Annotated in this window: 17 protein-coding genes; 1 reads left to right on the plus strand and 16 read right to left on the minus strand. The window is 39.2% G+C overall.

The features are described from left to right. Positions 1-101: 101 nt before the first annotated feature. Complete coding sequence (gene melA, locus AC2TFD_RS26615) at positions 102-1,403, minus strand: alpha-galactosidase (RefSeq protein ID WP_484674274.1); 1,302 nt, start codon at positions 1,401-1,403, stop codon at positions 102-104. Between the two features lie 143 nt (positions 1,404-1,546). Between melA and AC2TFD_RS26620 the strand changes: the two genes are divergently transcribed. Then, on the plus strand, positions 1,547-2,431 hold the full coding sequence (locus AC2TFD_RS26620) for a helix-turn-helix transcriptional regulator (protein WP_335514816.1): 885 nt from the start codon (positions 1,547-1,549) through the stop codon (positions 2,429-2,431). A gap of 140 nt (positions 2,432-2,571) precedes the next feature. Here AC2TFD_RS26620 and AC2TFD_RS26625 read toward each other — a convergent pair whose 3' ends face one another. The 15 genes from AC2TFD_RS26625 to AC2TFD_RS26695 all read right to left on the minus strand — a co-directional run bounded on the left by AC2TFD_RS26625 (position 2,572) and on the right by AC2TFD_RS26695 (position 21,606). After that, complete coding sequence (locus tag AC2TFD_RS26625; RefSeq protein ID WP_484674275.1) at positions 2,572-3,024, minus strand: NanQ anomerase/TabA/YiaL family protein; 453 nt, start codon at positions 3,022-3,024, stop codon at positions 2,572-2,574. Positions 3,025-3,072: 48 nt separating this feature from the next. Next, the gene (locus AC2TFD_RS26630) at positions 3,073-4,818 is read right to left on the minus strand and encodes a beta-galactosidase (RefSeq protein WP_484674276.1); all 1,746 of its coding nucleotides are present in this window, start codon (positions 4,816-4,818) and stop codon (positions 3,073-3,075) included. After that, positions 4,806-6,470, minus strand: a complete 1,665-nt coding sequence (locus tag AC2TFD_RS26635) for a DUF4091 domain-containing protein (protein ID WP_335514809.1) — start codon at positions 6,468-6,470, stop codon at positions 4,806-4,808. Before AC2TFD_RS26635 ends, AC2TFD_RS26630 begins: the two co-directional genes overlap by 13 nt. Before the next feature lie 211 nt (positions 6,471-6,681). Then, complete coding sequence (gene lacZ, locus AC2TFD_RS26640; protein WP_484674277.1) at positions 6,682-9,789, minus strand: beta-galactosidase, LacZ type; 3,108 nt, start codon at positions 9,787-9,789, stop codon at positions 6,682-6,684. A 15-nt stretch (positions 9,790-9,804) separates the two neighbouring features. Further along, positions 9,805-10,692: an ROK family protein gene (locus AC2TFD_RS26645; RefSeq protein WP_484674278.1), complete on the minus strand. Its 888-nt coding sequence runs from the start codon at positions 10,690-10,692 to the stop codon at positions 9,805-9,807. Between the two features lie 2 nt (positions 10,693-10,694). Then, the gene (locus AC2TFD_RS26650) at positions 10,695-11,378 is read right to left on the minus strand and encodes an N-acetylmannosamine-6-phosphate 2-epimerase (RefSeq protein ID WP_484674279.1); all 684 of its coding nucleotides are present in this window, start codon (positions 11,376-11,378) and stop codon (positions 10,695-10,697) included. Positions 11,379-11,472: 94 nt separating this feature from the next. Further along, a complete protein-coding gene (locus AC2TFD_RS26655; RefSeq protein WP_484674280.1) occupies positions 11,473-12,405 on the minus strand; it encodes a dihydrodipicolinate synthase family protein in 933 nt (310 codons plus the stop codon). 82 nt (positions 12,406-12,487) lie between these two features. After that, positions 12,488-13,669 (minus strand): Gfo/Idh/MocA family protein, encoded by a 1,182-nt coding sequence (locus AC2TFD_RS26660; protein WP_484674281.1) that lies wholly within the window; start codon positions 13,667-13,669, stop codon positions 12,488-12,490. Between the two features lie 26 nt (positions 13,670-13,695). Next, entirely contained in the window at positions 13,696-14,346 is a 651-nt protein-coding gene (locus AC2TFD_RS26665; RefSeq protein WP_484674282.1) for a YesL family protein, read from the minus strand. A gap of 25 nt (positions 14,347-14,371) precedes the next feature. Further along, positions 14,372-15,385: an SGNH/GDSL hydrolase family protein gene (locus AC2TFD_RS26670; protein WP_484674283.1), complete on the minus strand. Its 1,014-nt coding sequence runs from the start codon at positions 15,383-15,385 to the stop codon at positions 14,372-14,374. A gap of 24 nt (positions 15,386-15,409) precedes the next feature. Further along, entirely contained in the window at positions 15,410-16,750 is a 1,341-nt protein-coding gene (locus tag AC2TFD_RS26675) for a sialidase family protein (protein ID WP_335568746.1), read from the minus strand. 70 nt (positions 16,751-16,820) lie between these two features. Further along, complete coding sequence (locus tag AC2TFD_RS26680; protein ID WP_335514784.1) at positions 16,821-18,521, minus strand: type 2 periplasmic-binding domain-containing protein; 1,701 nt, start codon at positions 18,519-18,521, stop codon at positions 16,821-16,823. A gap of 15 nt (positions 18,522-18,536) precedes the next feature. Next, positions 18,537-19,427, minus strand: coding sequence for a carbohydrate ABC transporter permease (locus AC2TFD_RS26685; protein ID WP_335514781.1), 891 nt, complete (start codon positions 19,425-19,427; stop codon positions 18,537-18,539). Between the two features lie 15 nt (positions 19,428-19,442). Continuing rightward, a complete protein-coding gene (locus AC2TFD_RS26690; protein ID WP_335514778.1) occupies positions 19,443-20,393 on the minus strand; it encodes an ABC transporter permease in 951 nt (316 codons plus the stop codon). A gap of 223 nt (positions 20,394-20,616) precedes the next feature. Then, positions 20,617-21,606, minus strand: a complete 990-nt coding sequence (locus AC2TFD_RS26695) for an SGNH/GDSL hydrolase family protein (protein WP_335514775.1) — start codon at positions 21,604-21,606, stop codon at positions 20,617-20,619. Positions 21,607-21,611: the final 5 nt, after the last annotated feature.

Below are 21,611 nucleotides of genomic sequence, written 5' to 3' on the forward strand. Positions count from 1 at the left end.
TATGTCATTTTTGCTTGAGTATGTAATTTTTAGGATCTTACTACTACAAACAGGCTTAAGGTACCAAACTTAAGCCTTTGATTTTTCACAGCTCTTTAGCCTTATTTAAACACTGGCAGCCATTCTCCATGTGCTTCTATTAAGTCATCACACAATGAAATGATATCGTCTAACGATAATTCCGCTGCTGTATGTGGATCCAGCATGGCCGCCTGGTAAACATGCTCTTTTTTTCTGGTGACCGCAGCTTCGATGGTCAATAGCTGGGTATTAATATTGGTTCGGTTTAGTGCAGCAAGCTGTTCAGGAAGTTCCCCCATATAGCACGGTGTTATTCCGCTGCGATCTGAAACACATGGTACTTCTACTACTGCCTTCCGAGACAGATTACTTATTAAGCCACCTGTATTTAAGACATTGCCGCCGAACTTAAATGGAATATTGGTTTCCATGGATTCAATGATTCTTGAACCATATTCATTCGAACGGTCATGAGACAGATTTGAATTCCTTGTTAATTCTTCACGCATTCCTTCCCAGCTCCGAATTTGATTTTCACAGCGTCTTGGATATTCATCAAGCGGAATATTGAATTTTTCAATTAAATCCGGGTATTGGCTTTTAATGAAATATGGATGATATTCCGCATTATGTTCTGAAGATTCAGTCACATAAAATCCGAATTTATCCAGTAACTCAAACCGCACCATATCGGTGTGCTTTGACATTTGCTTCTGTTTAGCACGTCGTTTAATTTCAGGATATAAATCTTTTCCATCTTTCTTTACTTCAAGCAGCCAGGCCATATGGTTAATTCCGGCTATTTTCTCGGTAATGCCTTCATGCTCCATCCCCAATGATTTGAATAGATCCCTTGTGCAGGTTTGGACACTATGGCATAATCCGACCGTTTTCACGTTTGTATAGCGAAGCATTGCACCTGTTAAAGAGGCCATCGGATTTGTATAATTTAAGAACCAAGCATCCGGGCAAACTTCCTCGATATCCTTTGCAAAGTCAAACAAAACAGGAATGGTGCGTAATGAACGAAAGATCCCGCCAATTCCAACACTGTCTGCAATTGTCTGCCGAAGACCATATTTTTTCGGTATTTCAAAATCAATGACTGTACTCGGTTTATAGCCGCCAACTTGAATGGCATTTATCACATATTTAGCTCCTCGTAACGCGTCCTTTCTATCCATATAGGCCTTTATCCGAATGCTTTTGTTATAACGATTTCTCAAATTCAGAAGCATAGCCTCCGATTCTTTTAAGCGTTTCTCGTCAATATCAAATAATGCGAACTCAAACCCCTTAAGGGCTGGTACCATCAAGCAGTCCCCAAGGACATTTTTAGCAAAAACCGTACTTCCTGCGCCTATAAACGTGATTTTTGACATGATTTTTAACCCCCTGAAAAAAAATTGTCATAAATGTTGTTGTACAATTCGACCATTTAAAATAATTTAAAACTGCTATACTCATATTATTGCGCTTACATTATTTCTACAATGGTAATAACTTGCGAATGGAGGGTAAAATATTGTCTAGTCAAAAGTATGGTAATTACGGGTTTCGTTTTCAGGATATGCCCCAAAATAATGTAGCAAATATTTCATCAATTGGATGGGAGCTTCAAACTTCCATTGATTATTACTGGGATGGGATGATGAGAAAGGATATTCAAGGGGTAGAAAAATATGTTTTTCAATATACCCTTTCCGGTCAAGGTGCCATTACATTCGAGGATAAGCGGTACTCATTACATCGCGGCGATGCATTTTTTGTCCAGCTGCCAAGTCAGCATTGTTACTTTCTTCCCGAGAGCAGTACAAGCTGGGAATTTATTTATATTACATTAACCGGAAGTGCCGCAGCTTCATGCTGGGATTTTATTCATGTTCATGCCGGGAAGACTGTAAATATTCCTCTAGAAGCAAATCTGATTCAACTATTGTACAGCCTCCTCCAAGAAACAAGAGAACATAAAATAATTGATGCTTATCTTTCTTCGGCTAGAGCCTACGAATTTATCATGGAATGCTATCGTTTTACAAAAAACCTGAATACTGCCAATCAAGAAATGCCTGAACCCATGTTGCGGGTAATTACTTATCTTCAACAACAATATGGGGAATACATTTCCGTTGAAAAAATGGCGGCAATAGCTGGGCTATCAAGCTATTATTTTATTAAACAATTTGGTAAGTACACAAATACGACGCCGGCCAGATACTTAACAAAAGTCCGAATAAAGAAGGCATCAGAAATGCTTCGCCATACCGATTTGTCGATAAAAGATATCGCCGCTAAAACAGGATATGAGAATGCCAACTATTTCAATAAAGTCTTTCGAAAAATAACAGGTTTTTCTCCAGGAGAATTTAGAGAAAGCCGAATAAGTAATCTGGATTATTTAATCCTGTAAAAATGTTTCCTTTGATTTTCATTTCTCTAGTTTCTAAATATTCCGATGTTCTGTCGTCAAACAGCCAATGAGCATTCATTATTCCGAGAAAAATAGAAAGCCCTGACGTTGATGTCAGGGCTGCGTTGTTTTCAATTACTCTATATTTTGACTTTAAAAACAGCTTTTCTCACCTTTTCGGAACCATTAACCATCATTCCAGCCATATGAGCATCGTGCGGGTAGCAGATGATAAAATCGCCTTTTTCAAGTTTTACCTTAGATTGCAGGGGTCCTTCCCAAAAAGAAATATCATCCTGCTCATTGTAATCCTCTTTGATGTTCAATCTATCCAGCTGCTCATACCCGATGCATTCATTTCCCTCTACGATGACTTGGATATCGATATATTTTTTGTGCGTTTCCCATACACGTTCCTCTACACTTTTGGTTTCATATTCTACTAGATTGAAGAAAAGTTCTTCGCCATCCATTTCATAGAAGCCTGGCTCCAACTGTTCAAAGTTCGTGTTTTTAATATAATCAAAGGCTTTATCGAATTTCTCATTGAGCCCTTTGTAAAAATTGACATTACGAATATGATCAACGATCATGATGATTGCTCCTTTTTGGTCATGATTTCTCTTTGTAGTGTAAAGATATTATCCTAATACAGGCTGGTCTACAAAACTTACAATTCCCTTATGGTCATGTAATTCCAATATGACAATTTCGTTTTCTCCCTTATGCAAAAATGGGGCCGGAACGTAGAGTGTTTGCTGCGGACCGATTTCCCAGTAGCGGCCAAGATTATGCCCATTCACAAAGACAACTCCTTTTGTCCACCCGGACATATCGATGAACGTATCTGCCGCTTCATCAATATTCAAGGTACCTCGGTGAAGATAAGGATGATTTTCTTTTGCCTCATCTCTGGTGAACACTAGCGGACTCAAATCGTTTAACGGTAAAGGATACACAGTCCAATCAAATAAAAATTGATTGCCTGCTCTTACACCTTGGGTAATCCCTTTAAAATCATTAAGGAACGGACCATAATTAACTCGTCCCATATTTTCAACAATAATCTGCAGCTTTGTTTCTGCCTCGGTAATATCAACCTCAATACTTGAGCGGCCGCCGATGCGCTCGACTAAGCCAGCATATTCACCGTTCACATAAATCTGTCCGCGGTCATGGATATCCTGAACTGTGATCGTCTGCTTCCCGTAAGCACCTTTAATCACCGTTTCATAGACAATGAATCCATACCCCTGCCCATATTCCTCCATTGTTAAAGGTGTTTGGCTATGCTGTGGACTTGAAATTTGATTTAATGAATCTAGCAAAGCAACGCGCTCCCCAACAATGACCTCACCATACTGTTTTTTTGGTGTTACAGGGGGTAATTTCATTTCAGGCAGATCAACGTATTTTTCAAACGTCTTTCGCACAGCAAAGAATTTTTCCGTCACATCCCCCGATTCTGTCAACAAGCCATCATAGTCATAGCTTGTAATCGTCGGCTGATAAACTTCCTCATTATGGTTGGCTCCATTATAGAAACCAAAGTTGGTCCCGCCGTGGGCCATATAAAAATTGACAGAACCATTTTGCTCTAAAATACTCTCCAATGTCTCGATGACACTTTCAAAGGAACGAGTATGATGCTCCTCGCCCCAGTGATCGAACCATCCATGCCAAAACTCCATACACATCAGCGGAGCGTTTGGCTGAAATTGCTTTAATTGCTCAAATGCGCTCTCTGCTCGTGAACCAAAATTGACGGTTTCAAATACATCTTCAATCATCCCGCCATTCAGCATACTTGGTGCCGGACCATCTGAAGTAAATAGCAGCTCCTGACCAATCCGTTTTTGGATACTGTCCCGCATATATTGCAAATACTTTTGGTCGTCTCCATAACTGCCGTACTCATTCTCAACCTGAATGGCAATAATCGGACCGCCATTGGAACGCAGCAATGGCTGCAATCGTTCAAATAATACATCGAAAAAGGCATCTACTTTTTCTAAATACGGTTGATTGTAGCAGCGCAATTTGATATTCGGTACGGTCATAAGCCAATAAGGAAAGCCGCCGAACTCCCACTCAGCACAAATATAAGGGCCGGGCCGGACAATGACATGAAGACCAACTTTTTCTGCGGTTTTGATGAAAGATTCAATGTCTGCGATGCCTTCAAATACAAATTGACCTTCCTCAGGTTCATGTAAATTCCATGCAACATAGGTTTCGACCGTATTAAAGCCACATTCTTTTAACTTTATTAAACGATCCTCCCAGTATTCCGGCACGGTACGGAAATAATGCATCGCCCCGCTCAATAAGCGAATTTCTTTGCCATCCAATAAAAATGAGTTTTGATTATAGGTTAATGCTGACATACTACACCTTCTCTCTTAATTTTTTCATTAATCTGTTCCCTTTTTTGAAGGTACCACTCTTGATTGTGTGGATATTGATCAAAGGTTATTTCATAATCCAGCCCTTCTTGCAAAAGAGCTAAAACTTCCTCTCTGCCAACAACGCTTTCCAACAATTGCAGCGCTCTCAAATCTTGCAGTGCTTCATTTAATACCTCGAGTCTTATCGATTCGATTGGACCATCTTCACCGGGGTAAACGAGAAAAGCATCTCCGGAAGGGAATGCATAATTGGCATCAGTATTTTTAAATGGATCGATCGCCTTTTTTGAATATTGTGCATACCAAAAATTATATCCCCAATGAAGAAAGCCAGCGATTTTATATTTATATAGCTGGATACCTAGTACCCGATTACGGAACGATGGCATTGAGAAAAATCGGTTTGCAACCTTTTTATATTGGGCACAGCAATAATAGGTCCATAGATTTTCTACACCATTCTCCAAAAAGGCATTGATATGATCATTGGAGGGAATCGGATTTTTGACAATGCCTTTTTCATAGAAGGTATAGTCTGAAAGTGCGTCAATAACTGGAAAGTCCTTTAAGAATTCTTGCAGGATTAAACTAGCATTTTTATAAGATTCAACTTGGTTTAGATGCGGCTCATCTGAAACATGGAAAAAGCATTGGTCTTTTAAATTATTCTGGTTAATAAATTCTAGCAATCTAGGAAGAAATTGCTGAAGAAAATCTCGATATTCAAGACTCGCTGCATCTGTTTCCCAGCCAAATAATTGTTTCAATTTTCCATTTTCATAACCAACGATTTTCGGCGCATGCTTTGCTCCCCACTGGGTAAAGAGATGGGAAAACTCAAAATACTTTATCCCTTGTTTTTTACATAAATCAACCCATCTTTTTAGCTTTTCAAATTGGAAAGAGAATCTTTCACCTGACTTTTCTACATCAACAAGCTGCACAGTCGGCCGCTCTCCCCCGACCTCAGTATCTAAAGGGGGTGTAAAGATTGGTGTGAGAATCATATTCATACCATGCTTTGCCGCAGTTTGAACAAATTGCTCAATTCTTCTCCAATGCTCTCCACTAAAAACCTCTACATTATAAAGAGTAGCTAGACAATCCGTATGGAACCATTCTGTATGTATTAATTTCTGTTGGGGAAGTTCGGCACCAATAACCTCTAATTCGAAAAACTCCTTGCCAAGGCATTCCCCGTTTTCCTTTTCAAAGATTACTTCAATAGAATGTCTGCCTGGATTCACGTCTCCCTGAGGATCGACAGTAATCCAAATCGCACGCCACTGTTCTGGAAAGGCTATTAAACCCTCTATATCATCAATCGGATATAGGGGATCAGGAAACAATCCTGGTGTGGATTTAAGGATGAGATCATCATGATCGTGGTAACATGGCAATTCAGATGGGACGAGCCCTACGGAACGGACTGTGATTTTCTCATTAAAACTAGAATTTACATGCACTCGAATATTTTTTAATAATGTTCTAGATTTATAGGCAATTTGGAAAGAGTACGATTCATTTTTAAGTGCTGAACCTTTGTTAATAGGTTCGTCTTTCAGTTCTTGATCAGCAAAAACCTTTGTTAAAGAACTTAAACTACTTGTTAAAAATTCCTGTTCTACCAAACTTATTCCACCCTCTCAACCTAATTTACATAAATTATAACACCGCAACTTGTTGTGTCAACCCAACAAGTTAAGCTTTGATACAACTTTTTCTTAACAGTTACCCTGTTAGACACAGCTGTTGATTGGAGCGAAAAAGCTTTTTCTCCAATCAACAGAGTTATAAAACCTTCTTTAACAAAGCCTATAAGTGTAAAGATTCATATAAAAATTATTTTAAAATAAAGGAATATTGATAAGTTTGATCAGAAAATAATGTGAATTCAGGATGCGTTTTTGCACGCCAAGAATCATCCCCGCCGACACCCATTTGCTTATGATTTACACGTAAATAGGTCTTTTTTCTTTCAGGCAATTGATACGTATGGCCTGCATCCTGCAATTCGGTTACAGAGTAGGCACTCGCATTGATTTCGAGTAAGGAATCACTCGTCACATGGAGTTTAACTCCCGCACCATTGTCAATTTTAAACGAACGAACATCAATTTTATTGCCGTGTTCCTGCGGTTTTAAATATGGTACGAACTCATTTTCCACTGTTGATACGTAGCGGCCGATTTTCGCCCCTTTTTCACGGTCCCAATAGCTATCATGAGGACCTTTTCCGTACCAAGAAATATCTTCGAACGATTTGACTAAAGGCAGAATCATCCCGATCTCAGGAATTTCAGATAAAGATTCACCTGGTACAAGCTCAAATGCCACACGAATTTCTCCATCTCCTGTGATTTCATACTGAATCGTACATTGTGATGCTGGAGAAGTTTGTAATTGTAGTACCGTTTCTATTTGAACTGTTTTATCTACTTCCGTTACTTTCATTTGTTGCAAAGCAGCCGTCCTGCCAGCATGTTCCCAGATTCCTGCACGTTCTTCCAATTTATTACCACGGTCATTATCCGTTAACGCACGCCAGAAATTTGGTACAACCGGCCCTGCTAAAACTTCTACACCTTGTTTAATAAATGAAGTAATGAACCCAGATGTTTTACTTACAGTTATGGAGAATTGCTCTCCCTCCACTTTCACTTGCTCAGTTGTTTCCCCAACGTTCTTCAAGCTCAGACTTGGTGCTGGCTGAACATAGATTCGATCGTTTAGCACAAATTGATCAAACGCAATTTCATAACCCTTTTCAGCCCAGAGACAATCTTTCAGCGTGTGGAAGCTGATGGTGATAATATATTCATTACCTTCCATGACATAGTTTGCTAGCACATCTTTAAGGTCAATCGTTACAGATGATAATGGCTTACAAGAAACATTAATGCTGTCACTCGTTATTTCTTCCCCATCTTTCAGCATGGTCCATCTTGCTTCATATTCATTAACATCGGTAAATAAATTCTTGTTAATGACGGTAAATCGATCATTCTCCAATCGGACATCAATTGGTTGATAGCATTTTTTCACTTCATAAATCTTCGGTGTTAACGTCCCATCTGCAAATAACAAACCATTACCACAGAAGTTACCGTCATTTGGTGATTCACCAAAATCACCGCCATAGGCTAAATAGGTTACCCCTGATTCAGTTGTTGTTTGAATGGATTGATCTTTAAAATCCCAGATAAACCCGCCTTGTAAAATCGGGTACTTATTGAATAAATCTGTATATTGATAGAGATTCCCGACAGAATTGCCCATCGCATGAGCATATTCACAGACAATATAAGGCTTGGCTGGAACTTCACTCTTTTCTGCATTCAAAGCATATTCTTCAAGCTTTGAAGGATGCTCGTACATCGTACTTTCGATTTCTGAAGCATCACTTGAAGCCCGATAATGGAATACCCCTTCATAGTGAACAAGGCGTGTTGGATCTTCTTTCTTAATATGATTCTTCATTTTAATAAAGTTGGTTCCCCCGAACGATTCATTTCCAAGCGACCAGATGACGATTGAAGCATGATTTTTATCACGATGCAGCATCGAATGGCAGCGATCGATTACATTCGCCGTCCACTCTTCCCTATCTCCCGGAACGGTATCAAGCATTTCCTTTTGACCGTATGTCCATGATCCGTGCGTTTCTAGGTTGGCTTCATCGATTACATATAAACCGTATTGATCACATAATTCATACCAATAAGGATGGTTTGGATAGTGGGAAGTTCTTACGGCATTAATATTATGTCTTTTCATTGCCAGTACATCTTGAACCATATCTTCTTTCGTGATCGAACGGCCTCGAAGATGTGAAAACTCATGGCGGTTGACTCCATTAAATAGAACCCTTTTTCCATTCACTAACATGAGGCTGTCTTTAATTTCAATTTTACGGAAACCAACTTTACAGCTTTGCGCCTCCAGAATCTTGCCATCGGAGTTTTTAACTGTCATGACAAGCGTATAAAGTGTTGGCTTCTCTGCACTCCATAAGGAAGGCGCCTCTATTTGTTTGGCGAAAGACAAAGTGCTTTCTTCTTCAGTTTGCAAATAATTTTCGGCAATCTGTTCACTAAATACTTCGCGGCCATTTTGATCAAATAAATGCGCTTCAATGGAGACTGGCTCATCAAAAAGACCAGCATAATTAGATACTTTCATGTTTACAAGAAGCTCGGCATCCACATAGTCAGCATCCAAATTCGTTTGCACAAAATAATCAGAAATGTGGAGGACAGGTGTGGAATATAAATATACATCCCTGAATATTCCACTTAAACGCCAAAAATCCTGGTCTTCTAACCAGCTTGCATCACTCCAGCGATAAACCTCAACAGCAAGCTTATTTTTTCCTTCTATTAAATAGGGTGAAATATCAAACTCACTCGGAGTAAAACTATCTTCACCATAACCAACAAGGTCGCCATTTACCCATACGTAAAAAGCGGACTCCACTCCTGCGAAATGAAGATAGACAGGCTGGTTCTGCCACTCTTTTGGAATATCAAAATACGTAATGTATTGACCAACAGGATTGTATTTCGTTGGTGCAAAAGGAGGTTTTAATTCTTCTTGGTTTTCCCATGGGTACCGAACATTCGTATATTGTGGATAGTCATATCCTTGAAATTGCCAATGAGAAGGTACTTGAATCGGTTTCATGTCACTTTCATCAAAACCATCTTTATAAAAATCTTTATTTCTGCCAGCTGGGTTCTCTGAAAATAAAAACTTCCATTCACCATTCAATAATTTGCAGAATGGTGACTCCATTCGATCTACTGTTACTGCATCTTCTACTGACAAAAACGGCATGCTTGTTGCATGGGCAGGCAAACGATTTAATTGAAAAATTTCAGGATTGTTATTCCATTCTGGATATCCGTTACTAGGTGGTGTATAAACATACTTTTCTTTTGCTTTTAACATAGGTCCTTTTCCTCCTTACACAGGCAACTTTTCTTGGTATTGCAAAAAGTGGTAAACCGCCCCAATCATTCCGGCGTGATTGGATAGATTAGCAAGAACAATTTCTGTATTTTTATTAAAGGAAGGTAACAAATATTTTTCGACTTCCTCTTTTACTTCCTGCAAAAACTTCTCTCCCCGAGCCGTAATGCCGCCGCCGATGATGACCTTCTCCGGGTTAAAAATATAAATAAGATTCGAGATGCCGATCGCTAAATAACGGAAAAACTGTTTGACCGCCATTTGAATCTCCACATCGCCTTGGTCATATAAATCAAAAATTTCTTTACCGGACCATTGACGTTTTTCTTTATAGTGATTGGCAAACTGAATTAATCCAGAAACTGAGGCATTTTTTTCAAAGGGTTCTCCGTCAACAAGCATATAGCCCCATTCCCCTGCACTGAATGAATGCCCCGAATACATTTTTCCATCAATCACAATCGCTCCGCCGATGCCTGTCCCCACGGTCAACGCAATGAAATTGCTTGAGCCGTGATCACCAAGCCACATCTCACCAAGGGCTGCACAATCTACATCGTTTCTAACTTCGACTGGCAGTCCGAGGGCCTCACTGACAAGCTTTTTGATTTCGACACCCGTATAATGGGGGATTGTATCACCAGCAGCTACAATCGTTCCCGTATGGAAATTAACTTGTCCAGCTGTGCTAATGGCAATTCCGCTCAGGGAATGTTCTGCCACAATGCTTTTACCTGCTGCAATTACTTTATCGATAATCGCCCGGCCGCCGAAATGGGCTTCTGTATCCATCATAAAGTGAGAAACAATATCTCCTTTTTCGGTCACAATCCCATATTTAATTTGTGTCCCGCCGATATCAAAGGCCAGATAGTGCTTCATTTTTAGCGAATTCCTTCCGCAAAAGCCTTTGTGATTAATTGCGGCCTTGAAATTGCTCCTCCTACCACGATCGACCAAGCACCTAATTCCAGCATTCTGCGTGCTTGCTCTGGTGTCTGGATGCGGCCTTCGGCAATGACAGGGATCGGTAATCGTTGGGAGAGCTCTTCAACTAGTTCAAAATCTGGATCATCTTGTTTTGGACTATCATTCGTATAGCCGGAAAGGGTCGTAGAGACCATATCGACACCGCATTCTAGCGCATATTCGGCATCCCTGATGGTTGCAATATCCGCCATTACTAACGCATGACTATGTTCATGAATATAGTCGACTAAATCCTTTAAGTTTTCCCCATTTGGACGCTTGCGAAAGGTGGCATCAAGCGCAATGACATCCGCCTCTACTTCCAATAGTTCCTTTACCTCTTTAAGGGTTGCTGTAATAAAAACCTCACTGTCTGGATAATCACGCTTAACTAGTCCAATGACTGGAAGTCCTGTTTGGCGTTTAATCGCAGCGACATCTACGGCAGAATTGCTTCGAATGACTTTGGCTCCGCCTTCCTTGGCTGCCTGAGCCATTTTCGCCATGATTTCAGATCCATGCAGCGGCTCATGTTCAAGTGCTTGGCAAGAAACAATTAAATCTTTGTGTATAGTCGTAAAAAAAGGATGAGTGTTCATGTGATGATCTCCTTATCGTTTTATTATTAAAAGTATTTTGTCCTTCATAAAGCTTATGAAGGACAAGTTTTAATAAGGAAGTAGTAAGCTATTATTATACTTTTTCTACTTCATTTGTATAGGTATTGATTAATGCTTGGATAGTATCATTTAATTCAGCTAGGGATGCATGGTCTTGCTGAGTTACAGGTAATAATGGAAGTCTTGGAGAACCTGTTTCAATATTTCTTAGTGATAAAATGTACTTACAAGCACCGTATAAAGATGGATAGCTTAATAGCTTTTTAATCACGCTATTGATTTCGAATTGTAATTTCTGAGCCTTTTCAATTTCATTGGCGCGATATAATTTTTCCAATGAACAGAATAGTTCTGGCATAACACCGTATGTTCCGCCAATACCGCCATCAGCGCCCATAATGCGTCCGCCTAAGAATTGCTCATCTGGTCCGTTATAAACGAGCAACTCTTTTCCAGCATTTGCTTTGAATTGTTGTAAGTCAAAAACACTTTCTCCAGACATCTTAATTCCGATTACTTTTTCTTGAGCAGCCATTCTCTGGAATAGTGGCTGAGTTAAATTGAATCCTGTTGTCTGTGGGATATTGTAAATAATAAATGGCAATGAGGTGCTGTCGATCATTTCCTGCCAATGCTTTTCAACGGATTGCTCGGACAAACGGTAATAGATTGCTGGAACGGCTGAGATCGCATGGGCACCGCATTTCTCTGCATGAATCGCAAGTTCCTTGCTTTCTTTTGTAGAGTTTGCCCCAACATGGACGATAATTGTTAGCTCTCTGCCAACCTCTTCTGTAACAGCTTCTACTACTTTCTTTCTTTCTTCCGCATTTTGCAGGATTCCCTCGCCAGAGCTGCCTCCGACATATAAACCTGTTACTCCGCTATTAACATAAGAACGAGCAAGCTTTTTCACTCTTTCCTCACAAACCTCGCCTGCCTCATCATAGGCGGAATACATGGCAACGAATACACCTTTAAATTGATCTAAATCCCAAGCTTTCATGTTGGTATCTCCTTTTGGATAGTTAAAATTAATCTAGTATTATTGCATTTCTGGAAATTTATCTGATAAATATCCTTAATGATTACGGCTGATAGATCGTATCTTCTTCCTTAGAAAGACTTGGTTTATGTCTTCCTTGGTCAATTTGGACAACTTTCCCGCCTGAGCGAATCGATTCCGTTGCCGCACAACCAACGGCTACACTCATACGGCCGGCAAAAGGCGTTGTTAACGGCTGTTTATTATATAAGACTAAATTCACAAAGTCCTGACAGATGCGTGGGTCTGCACCCCCGTGGGTACCATCCATTTTCTTCATTTCATAAGTGATATCACTCATTTCATGCCACGAACCTGATTTTCTTGTTTTTACATAGACCTTGTCATTCACATCATCATTCTCGAGACGCCCTTTTGTTCCAATAAAGGTATAATTCCGGGAATAGTCTGGTGTAAAATGACATTGCATATAAGAAGCTTTAATACCGCCTTCTAATTCCATAATCAGCATACTGTTATCTTCTACATCAATCTCTTGCCTGAAGGCACATTGTGTTAATGTATGCAAACTAACATCAGGACAAGTATCTTTGATTTCGCAATCCGGACAATGCAGGTCATTCGGCTGGTCCCCGCCATAATAATCGAGACTTCCAAACGCAGAGACCTTTGTTGCATAACTGCCTGTCAGCCAATGAATCACATCAATATCATGAGAAGCTTTTTGTAGTAATAATGAAGTGGTATTTGCACTCGTACCATGCCAATCATGGTAATAATAATAGCCCCCGCGCCCGACAAAGTGTCTGACCCATACGGCTTTGATATCGCCAATGACACCCGAATCAATAATTTCCTTCATGGTTTGGTACATGCTCATGTAACGCATATTAAAACCAATCATGAAATGTTTGCCTGATTTTTGGGCTTCATCCATAACTCTGTCGCAGCCCTCAGGGGTGATGGCTAAAGGCTTTTCACAATAAACATGTTTTCCTGCCTGCAATGCAGCAACTGCATGTTCTTCATGTAAATAATCAGGCGATAAAATCGCAACGGCATCGATGTCTTCTCTTTCAAGCAACTCCTTATAATCGGTCGTTACAAATAGATCTTTATCAATTTCGTTTTTGAATTTTTCCAGTGCTTTCAAAGACACATCGGCCGCGCCAACAACAACTGAATTCCCCTCAGGGTTATGCCAATACTTCGCAATCGAACTCCTTAAGCCTGTACCAATTACACCGATTCTTAACTGTGCCATGATATCCACCTTTTTAGATCAAGTTTTTATACAAAACTATTATTTATCTTCTCTAATTTTGCGACCTTTTGTTCCAGTCTCGTAAAGGCCGATTTCGCCATCCACATTATTCCAAATGCCAGTACACTGAAACTAAAAAACGGAATTAGTGCTGGAATCAGAACCATCACCATGCTGAAGCCTGCGATAAGCGCCGCCATACTAAGGACATGAAATGGATTTGAAATAGCGATGATCAGTGCATACTTAACAACATTAATTAGTTTGATGTCAAAATGAACATAGACTGGAATCATAAGCAGGGCTGTCATCAAATAAAGGATACCTGCAATCCACACGACAATGAGTAATACAAGATCGATCGTTCCCTCTCCACCTTTGAACAGCTGGAAATAATAATAAAGACTACAGCCCGTTAACGTGGTAATCCATCCTAGTAGGTTGGTCTTTAGAAAGCCTTTACGGTACAGATCCCAGAACGTTCGAAAAATCGGGAACTCCGTTTGTTTATTAAGCCATTTTCGGCAAATCGCAAACATCGAAAAGGTTGCTGGGAATATGCCTCCAATAACCAGACCCACAAGAGTGAATAATATCCATATTAATTGAAGGACAAAGAACCTCATTATCCATTCCATGATTGTATTTAACTTCTCCATGTAGCCAGCATGAAACATATTCCCACCTCATTTTAGATTAAAGTTAACTAGGTATTTCTTTCTTACTGATGATTGCTATGTGCGCTTCGATCAACTGTTGAAAACGATCGGCGATGATTTTATCACCTGCTCCATTTGGATGCAGCCCATCAGGCAAATATTTTTCATACTCTTCGCCAAACATTTCAAGTCCATCTATATAATAGATGTTTTGATCACCATGTCGCTTTAGCATATCAATGACTTGAACAATTTCAGTTCTCACTTTTTCCAGTGACAACCCAACTTCATTTTCGCTTTTTTCTCTCTCCCTGTGAAAAATAGGAGAAATTACCACGAGTGGCACATTCTTGTGTACATCACGAATCGTTTGGATAAATCCAATTAATGCAGGCGAAAAGGTTCTTTCCGATAATGTATTTCCACCCACAATATTGATTCCTACACATATCGAAATAAAATCAGCCGGCAGATCCCGAATCATTCTAGCTATCATCGGCTCTAGGTGGCAATTTCCGCTATACCCAAGAGATATAAGATTTAAATCCATCTTATTAGCAGCCAGCGCTGGCCACGTTTGTGAAGGACTATCTGAATAATAGCAATGAGTGATAGAACTTCCATACGTGATCCAGCGTAAACGGGAATCATCGACCAATTCCCACTCCGCTCCTTCATCAATCCAAATTCCTGAAATCGGGACAGGCAATCTCTGGGATAAATAGATTTCAATCAACTTTGATTGAACAGGAAGGGAATCAAATGAAACCATTGTATCCCCTGCTGAAAGGTAGGCTGTTTTTACGAGATTACCGTCAATCAAACAATCCATCTCCATGAATTCCGTTTCTTCTGCAATTTCAATCTTTATGGATTGTGTATTGCTTCGAAGTTTAACCCGAACACCTGCCGGCAGCTCCGCTTGGCCGCTAATCCCATTGGGAGGGAAAAACTCCTTCATGTCGAAAGGGATTCTCCATGGTTTCATATACTCATTCGTTTTTTCCAATGAAACAGCTCCATGAAATAACTTCTCAGTTAATGGTACCTGCTGCACGTTCATTCCTCCAATTGTACCTAACTATGACTTCAACCAATCTAGCGAAAACTTAGCAAACTGAATGTCCATGTTATTCCAATCAGAGTAATCATACACCCGTTCATACAGGACACCAATTTCACCATTTTTAAGGACAGTTAAGCAGGAATAACCGTAGTATCCTTCCTCAACCACTTTGCTGTACGGCCATGTTTTACCGCCATCTTCACTCAAGCGAACAGTTCCTTTTACTCTTGTTTTTTCATCCGCTGGATTAGAGAATAGAACCCGTACTTTTCCGTCTCCTAAATCTGGATATAGGACAACGCTAGATTGACAGATTGGATCGATCAATTCCATGTCAAACGTGACTTCACCCCATGTTTCGCCGCCATCCGTGCTTGTTGTAACAGCAGTTCTTTGCAGCCCATAGTGGTTTCTCAAATAATATTTCAACTCACCTGTTGGTAATTGAATGACTTGGGACTCTGTCAAATATTGTTTTCCTTCTGAAATAGTTTCGGCTGAGAGAGTCTCACCATCCAGCTCTCTTCCGTCATTTGGAGATTCGCCGCGCTGCCAAGTAACACCATGGTCATCGCTATAAATACAAGCACAAGATAGAGCTCCTGCTTCATTTGAAAAATAGATTGGGAACACTAATCGACCTTTCTTTTCTCCGTGCTTCAATTGAATACCGCAGCCAGGACCAGATCCAATAAACTTCATCCATTCTTCCTTAACCGATAAATTCAATTCTCTTGGTTTCGACCAAGTAAGTCCGTCGTCTTCACTCTGAATGATTTGGATAAAACATGTTCTTGCTTCTAGTAAACTTTCATTCTGGTCAATTCCCTTTTTAAAATAAATATTTCCATTAGCTTGACCATCATTGAAAACATAACCTTTTTCGTCAACTGTATAACTCGTTACATTGTTTTCTGAATCATACACTTTTCCTGATTGGGATAAAAAGTAAACATTTCCTTCGTTATCAAATAATTTTCTGCGTCCATCTGCATCGAAACCAATTCCTGGTTCACTGTTCCACAGTCCGACTCCACCTGGTGAATGGCAATAGATCATGAAAATTGTTCCTGTTTCTTCATCCTGTAACAATGATGTATCAATGGCAGCAGCTCCATCTAAACCTTCACCCGCAAAGGCCACTAGCTTTTGGACTGGTCCCCACGTTACACCATGGTCTTCACTGCGTCGGATGGAAGCATCAATTTGGTTTGGATTGTCTGTTTGATCGACAATTCTGGCATCTATTCCTGCAATAACCGTTCCCTTCGTTGTCGTTATCATCGATGGGATTCGATAAGCCTTTGAACCCGCAAGATTTGGATAAAAAATTGCTTCTGCTTGAATCGTTGACATATTTATTCCCTCCTAATCATGTAATTCCAAATAAATGTGGGTACCATAGCACCCACATTTATTTTTTTATTTATTGCTTCATTAAATCAGATACCTTTGGTGCTTTTTCCAACTCAGCAAGGATTTCTTGTCCGCCATTATTTTTCCAATTCTCAACGTAAGAATCCCATTCTTTGTCGATATCAACTTCGCCAACGATCGCTTTCATTCTAAATTCAGCTACAATTGTATCAAGTTGTCCTTTATAACGTTTTTCGAGTTCCTTAATATTTGTTTCGTTAAATAAATCCCATTTATATGGACGAATCATCATTTTTTCTTTTACATCTTCACGGGCATATAATTCATTTTTCACCTTCATTGTATATTCAGATTGGAACCAGCCTACTCTTTCTTTATCATACGTACGGAAGTTATAAGCCCAGAAGCCTGAGTTTCCTTCTTGCTCTGCAAATTCAGGACGTATTTTCAGAGCTGACTTTTCTGGTTCCCCTTCCCAGTCAGAGTGCACGCCAACCTCTCCATATAATGTCCATCTTGCATCATTATCGAAGTTAATATAATCAAAGATTTGTAGAATTCTCGCCAATTCTTCATCCGTTACATCTTTCGAAACATAGAAGGCATCTGCTAAATTTCCAACTGGAATAAATGCTCCTTCACCTTGTTGTCCATCCTTGCCAATTTCCGGTGCTGTCGCAAGTAATTTTGCAGTAGAATCTGGATTTTCAACGATGTTTTGCGGTGCACGTCCTTTTGCCCAGTCATCCATTGCAATATAAGAAGGCTGTGCTACATAGTATCCGACTTTGCCTTGCTTGTATTTTTCCCAGCTCTTTTTATCATCAAGAGTAGTAAATTCAGGGTCAATTAAGCCCATGTCATACCATTTTGCCATTTGTTTTAAGAATGCTTTATAGTTTTGTGAAATCTCCGTTGAAACCAACTTTCCATCTTCCATTAAGTTAAACGTAGGAGCAATTCCGAATGAACCCATTAATGTATGTGCCCAGTTCGTATTATTATTCCAAGGTGAAATTCCGTACGTATCATCCTTGCCATTTCCATCAGGATCGTCAAACGTAAAGGCTTTCAAAATCTCTTCCATTTCTTGAATTGTGTAAGCACCATCAGTATAGTAGATTTTTTCACGACCGCCGCTTGGACCTACTTGCTTGATTTCACCTGGTGGCTTAATTCCTAATTTCTCCATCCAGTCAAGACGGAATGTTGGCCCCCAAACTAAACCATCGACATGCGCATATTGGCCAATTAATGCTACATATTCATTTTCTGTTCCTTTTTTAAGGTTCATCTTATCCCCAGAAGGATTTTCAGATAGCATCTTCATATATAGAGGTGCATATTTTTCAAGCATTTCTTTTGGAATCGTTCTTGTTAAGCCAGAATCGTATAATTCTTGGGCCGTCTTACCGCCTGCCGTAAAAGCAAATGTATCAGGAAGATCCCCGGATGCAACCATTAGGTTGACTTGGTCAGCATTCCAAGTATCCGTTTTGGTATTTTCAATTTTGACATTAAATTGCTCTTCTAATTTCTTTTGCACATAGTTTCCATCTTCAACCTTTCCTCTTGTCACAGATCCTGAAAGATTCAATGTTAACTGATCCTTGAAATCTCCGGCATCAGGTAAGCTTTCTACAGAAACTTTTTTCTCTTCTTTACTTGCTTCCTTACTGGCACATGCAGATGTGAAAAGAAGTGCGCCGGAAACAGCTGCTAAGGAAAGTGTTTTTGCAAACTTTTTCATTAATAATTCCTCCTATTATCCTTTTAATGAACCAATCATAATTCCTTTAATAAAGTATTTCTGTACAAACGGATAGATTAATACGATTGGGCCAATCGAAATCATAACTGTTGCCGCACGCACGTTGCTCAGTAGCAATTCTGAACTTGCCATACCGCCGCCGCCGACTTGGGCATTTTGGTTATTGGAAAGATCCATTGCCGTCAACATGTCTCTTACAACAATTTGTAATACTGTTTTTGCATCATCTTGAATATATACCAAGGCATGGAACCATTCATTCCAGTGGTAAACCGCTGCCCAAAGTGCTACGGTTGCAATAACAGGCTTGGATACCGGAATAATAATCTTTGTCAAGATTATAAAATAATTCGCTCCATCAATCAGTGCAGATTCTTCAAGACCCTTATCAATGGTCATAAAGTAGTTACGCATGATGATAATAAAGAATACATTGACTGCTGAAGGTAGAATCAATGCTAGGCTATTGTCGATTAATCCTAGATTTTTAATTAATAAGTAATCTGGAATCATACCGCCTGAGAAGAACATCGCAATCAAGAAAAAGATTGTAAAGACATTTCGATATGGCAGATCCTTTTTTGAAAGCGGGTACGCTGCCAATATCGTAAAAGTAACAATTAAAAATGTTCCGGCAACAGTACGTATGATTGTATTTAAATAAGCAATCCCGATGTTATCGTTTGAAAACATATATTTATAGGCATCTGTAATCCATTGATCTGGCCATAAATTTACCCCAAGACTTGATGCTGATTCAGCACTAGAGAACGATAAAACGATTGTTTGCCAAAAAGGGTATATTACAAGAATAGAAAATAGTACGAACCCCGTAATATTAAGAATATTAAACAGTGAGATTTTTTTACGAGCTTTTAGTTCCATTTTATATCCTCCTTTCTACCATATTCCATGTTCGCTTTTTCTTCGAATAATAGCGTTTGCAGTAAGTATCAGCGTAATTCCGACTACGTTTTTAAATAGTCCTACTGCTGTTGCATAATCAAACTGGAATTGCTCCAAACCGCTTCGATACACATACGTATCAATTATGTCAGCAACTTCATATACTAATGGATTGTACAAGTTAAGAATCTGGTCGAACCCTGCGTTCAATACACTTCCAAGTCGAAGAATAAACATGATGATGACCATTGGCATAATCGATGGAAGTGTGACATGGATCATTTTGTGGAATCTGCCTGCTCCGTCAATTTCAGCTGCTTCGTACAATCCTGGATCGATGGAGGAAATTGTTGCCAAATAGATGATGGCTCCCCAACCAAGCTCTTTCCACATATCGGTCAAAATTAATATTGGAATGAAGGATGATTTATCTGACATGAAATTAATAGGGTCTCCACCAAACAGGGTAATAACATAGTTAACAATTCCTCTTTGCGGTGAAAACACTTCAATGACCATTGCTGATAAAATAACCCAGGACATGAAATGTGGTAAATAGGAGATTGACTGACTCACCTTTTTAAATTTCTCACTTTTAATTTCATTTAATAGAATTGCAAAAATAATCGGTGCCGGGAATACAATGATAATTTTTAATAAACTGATGAACACTGTATTTTGAAATGCTCTTAAAAATAAGAAATCACTGAACAGCCTTTTAAAGTGTTCAAAATTATTCCACGGACTATCCATAATACCTAAGCCTGGTGAAAAGTTTTTAAAGGCAATTATTACCCCATACATTGGGATATAATTAAAAACAAATAACATCGCCATCGGAATGAGCATCATCAAGTAAAGCGATTTCATTTTTTTTACACGAATCCATTTTTCACTTACTTGTCGCTGAGGTTTTGTCTTAGTTCTCTCTAATGTTGTTTGCATTATATTTCCTCCCTTCTTTATTGAAAAACATTTGAAAACGTTTCCTGTTATTAGAATAATATAATTTCAAAATGAATAGTTTTAAATTCTTTAGGAAATGTAACACTATTTTAAGGAGAGTGAAAGCGCTTTGAATAGCGGTTGGAACCAGATAAGTAAAAATAGTAGAAGCGCATGAATTTTTCATGCGCTTCTCAACGTGGTTTCAGATAGTATGATGTCCTTAATTTATAAGAGGTTTAAACGCATTTGCAAAATTCTGTCCCATCATTTTATAGCCTTTTGCATTTGGATGAAGATTATCTGGAAGTAAGTGACCGTGTTCAGCGCCCAAAATATCCAGACCATTTATGTAGAAAATCTGGGTATCGCCATTTCTCCTAAATATCTCCACTACCTCTTCCACTTCATTCCGCATTTGAACCAAGGTAAAACCAACAAGATTTTCCGTCGTTTCCCGATGCGCACCATATATAGAGGAACTCAATACGATTGGAACATGTTTATGCTTTTCTCGAATAATCTTAATGAATCCTATTACCACTGCTTGAAAAGTCCGATGGTTATACGTTTCAGCATTATAAGAGTTAATGGAAGCGTTTAGGTGAATAAAATCTACAGGAGTATCCCTGATCATTCGTGCCGTCATAGGTTCATATTGGCATTCCCCGCTATAGCCTAAGCAAATCAAGTTTAAGTCTAATTCTTTTGCTGTTATCGCTGGCCATGTTTGCGAAGGACTTTCCGCAAGATAACATTGGGTAATCGAGCTGCCATATGTAATCCACTTTTTTCTTGTATCATTGAATGGTTGAAACGAAGAAGCTTCCTCGTCAATCCAAAGAGCTTTTAATTCAACTTTATTACGCTGTGATAAATAGATATCCAACCTTTTGCCTTCGTTTGGAAGACCGGCAACTTCTAAACAGGTTTCATTTGGACCTAATACAAATGTTCTAAACAATTCGTTGTCTATTAAAATATCAAACTCCAATTCCAAAGGGCTTGGGGCGATTTCTAACTTTATATTACGTGTATTACTAACAATGGATATTCTTATACCAGCTGGTACTTCGGCCTGTCCATTTAGTTGATTTGGAGTATAAAAGTCCTTTTCCTCGTATTTTATTCTCCATGGTTTCACATATTCTCCATTATTCTCAATAGAAATGGCACCATGAATGATTCGATCATCTAAATCTATTTTTTTCAAAATGT

The organism is Neobacillus sp. plas4, from assembly GCF_057221695.1.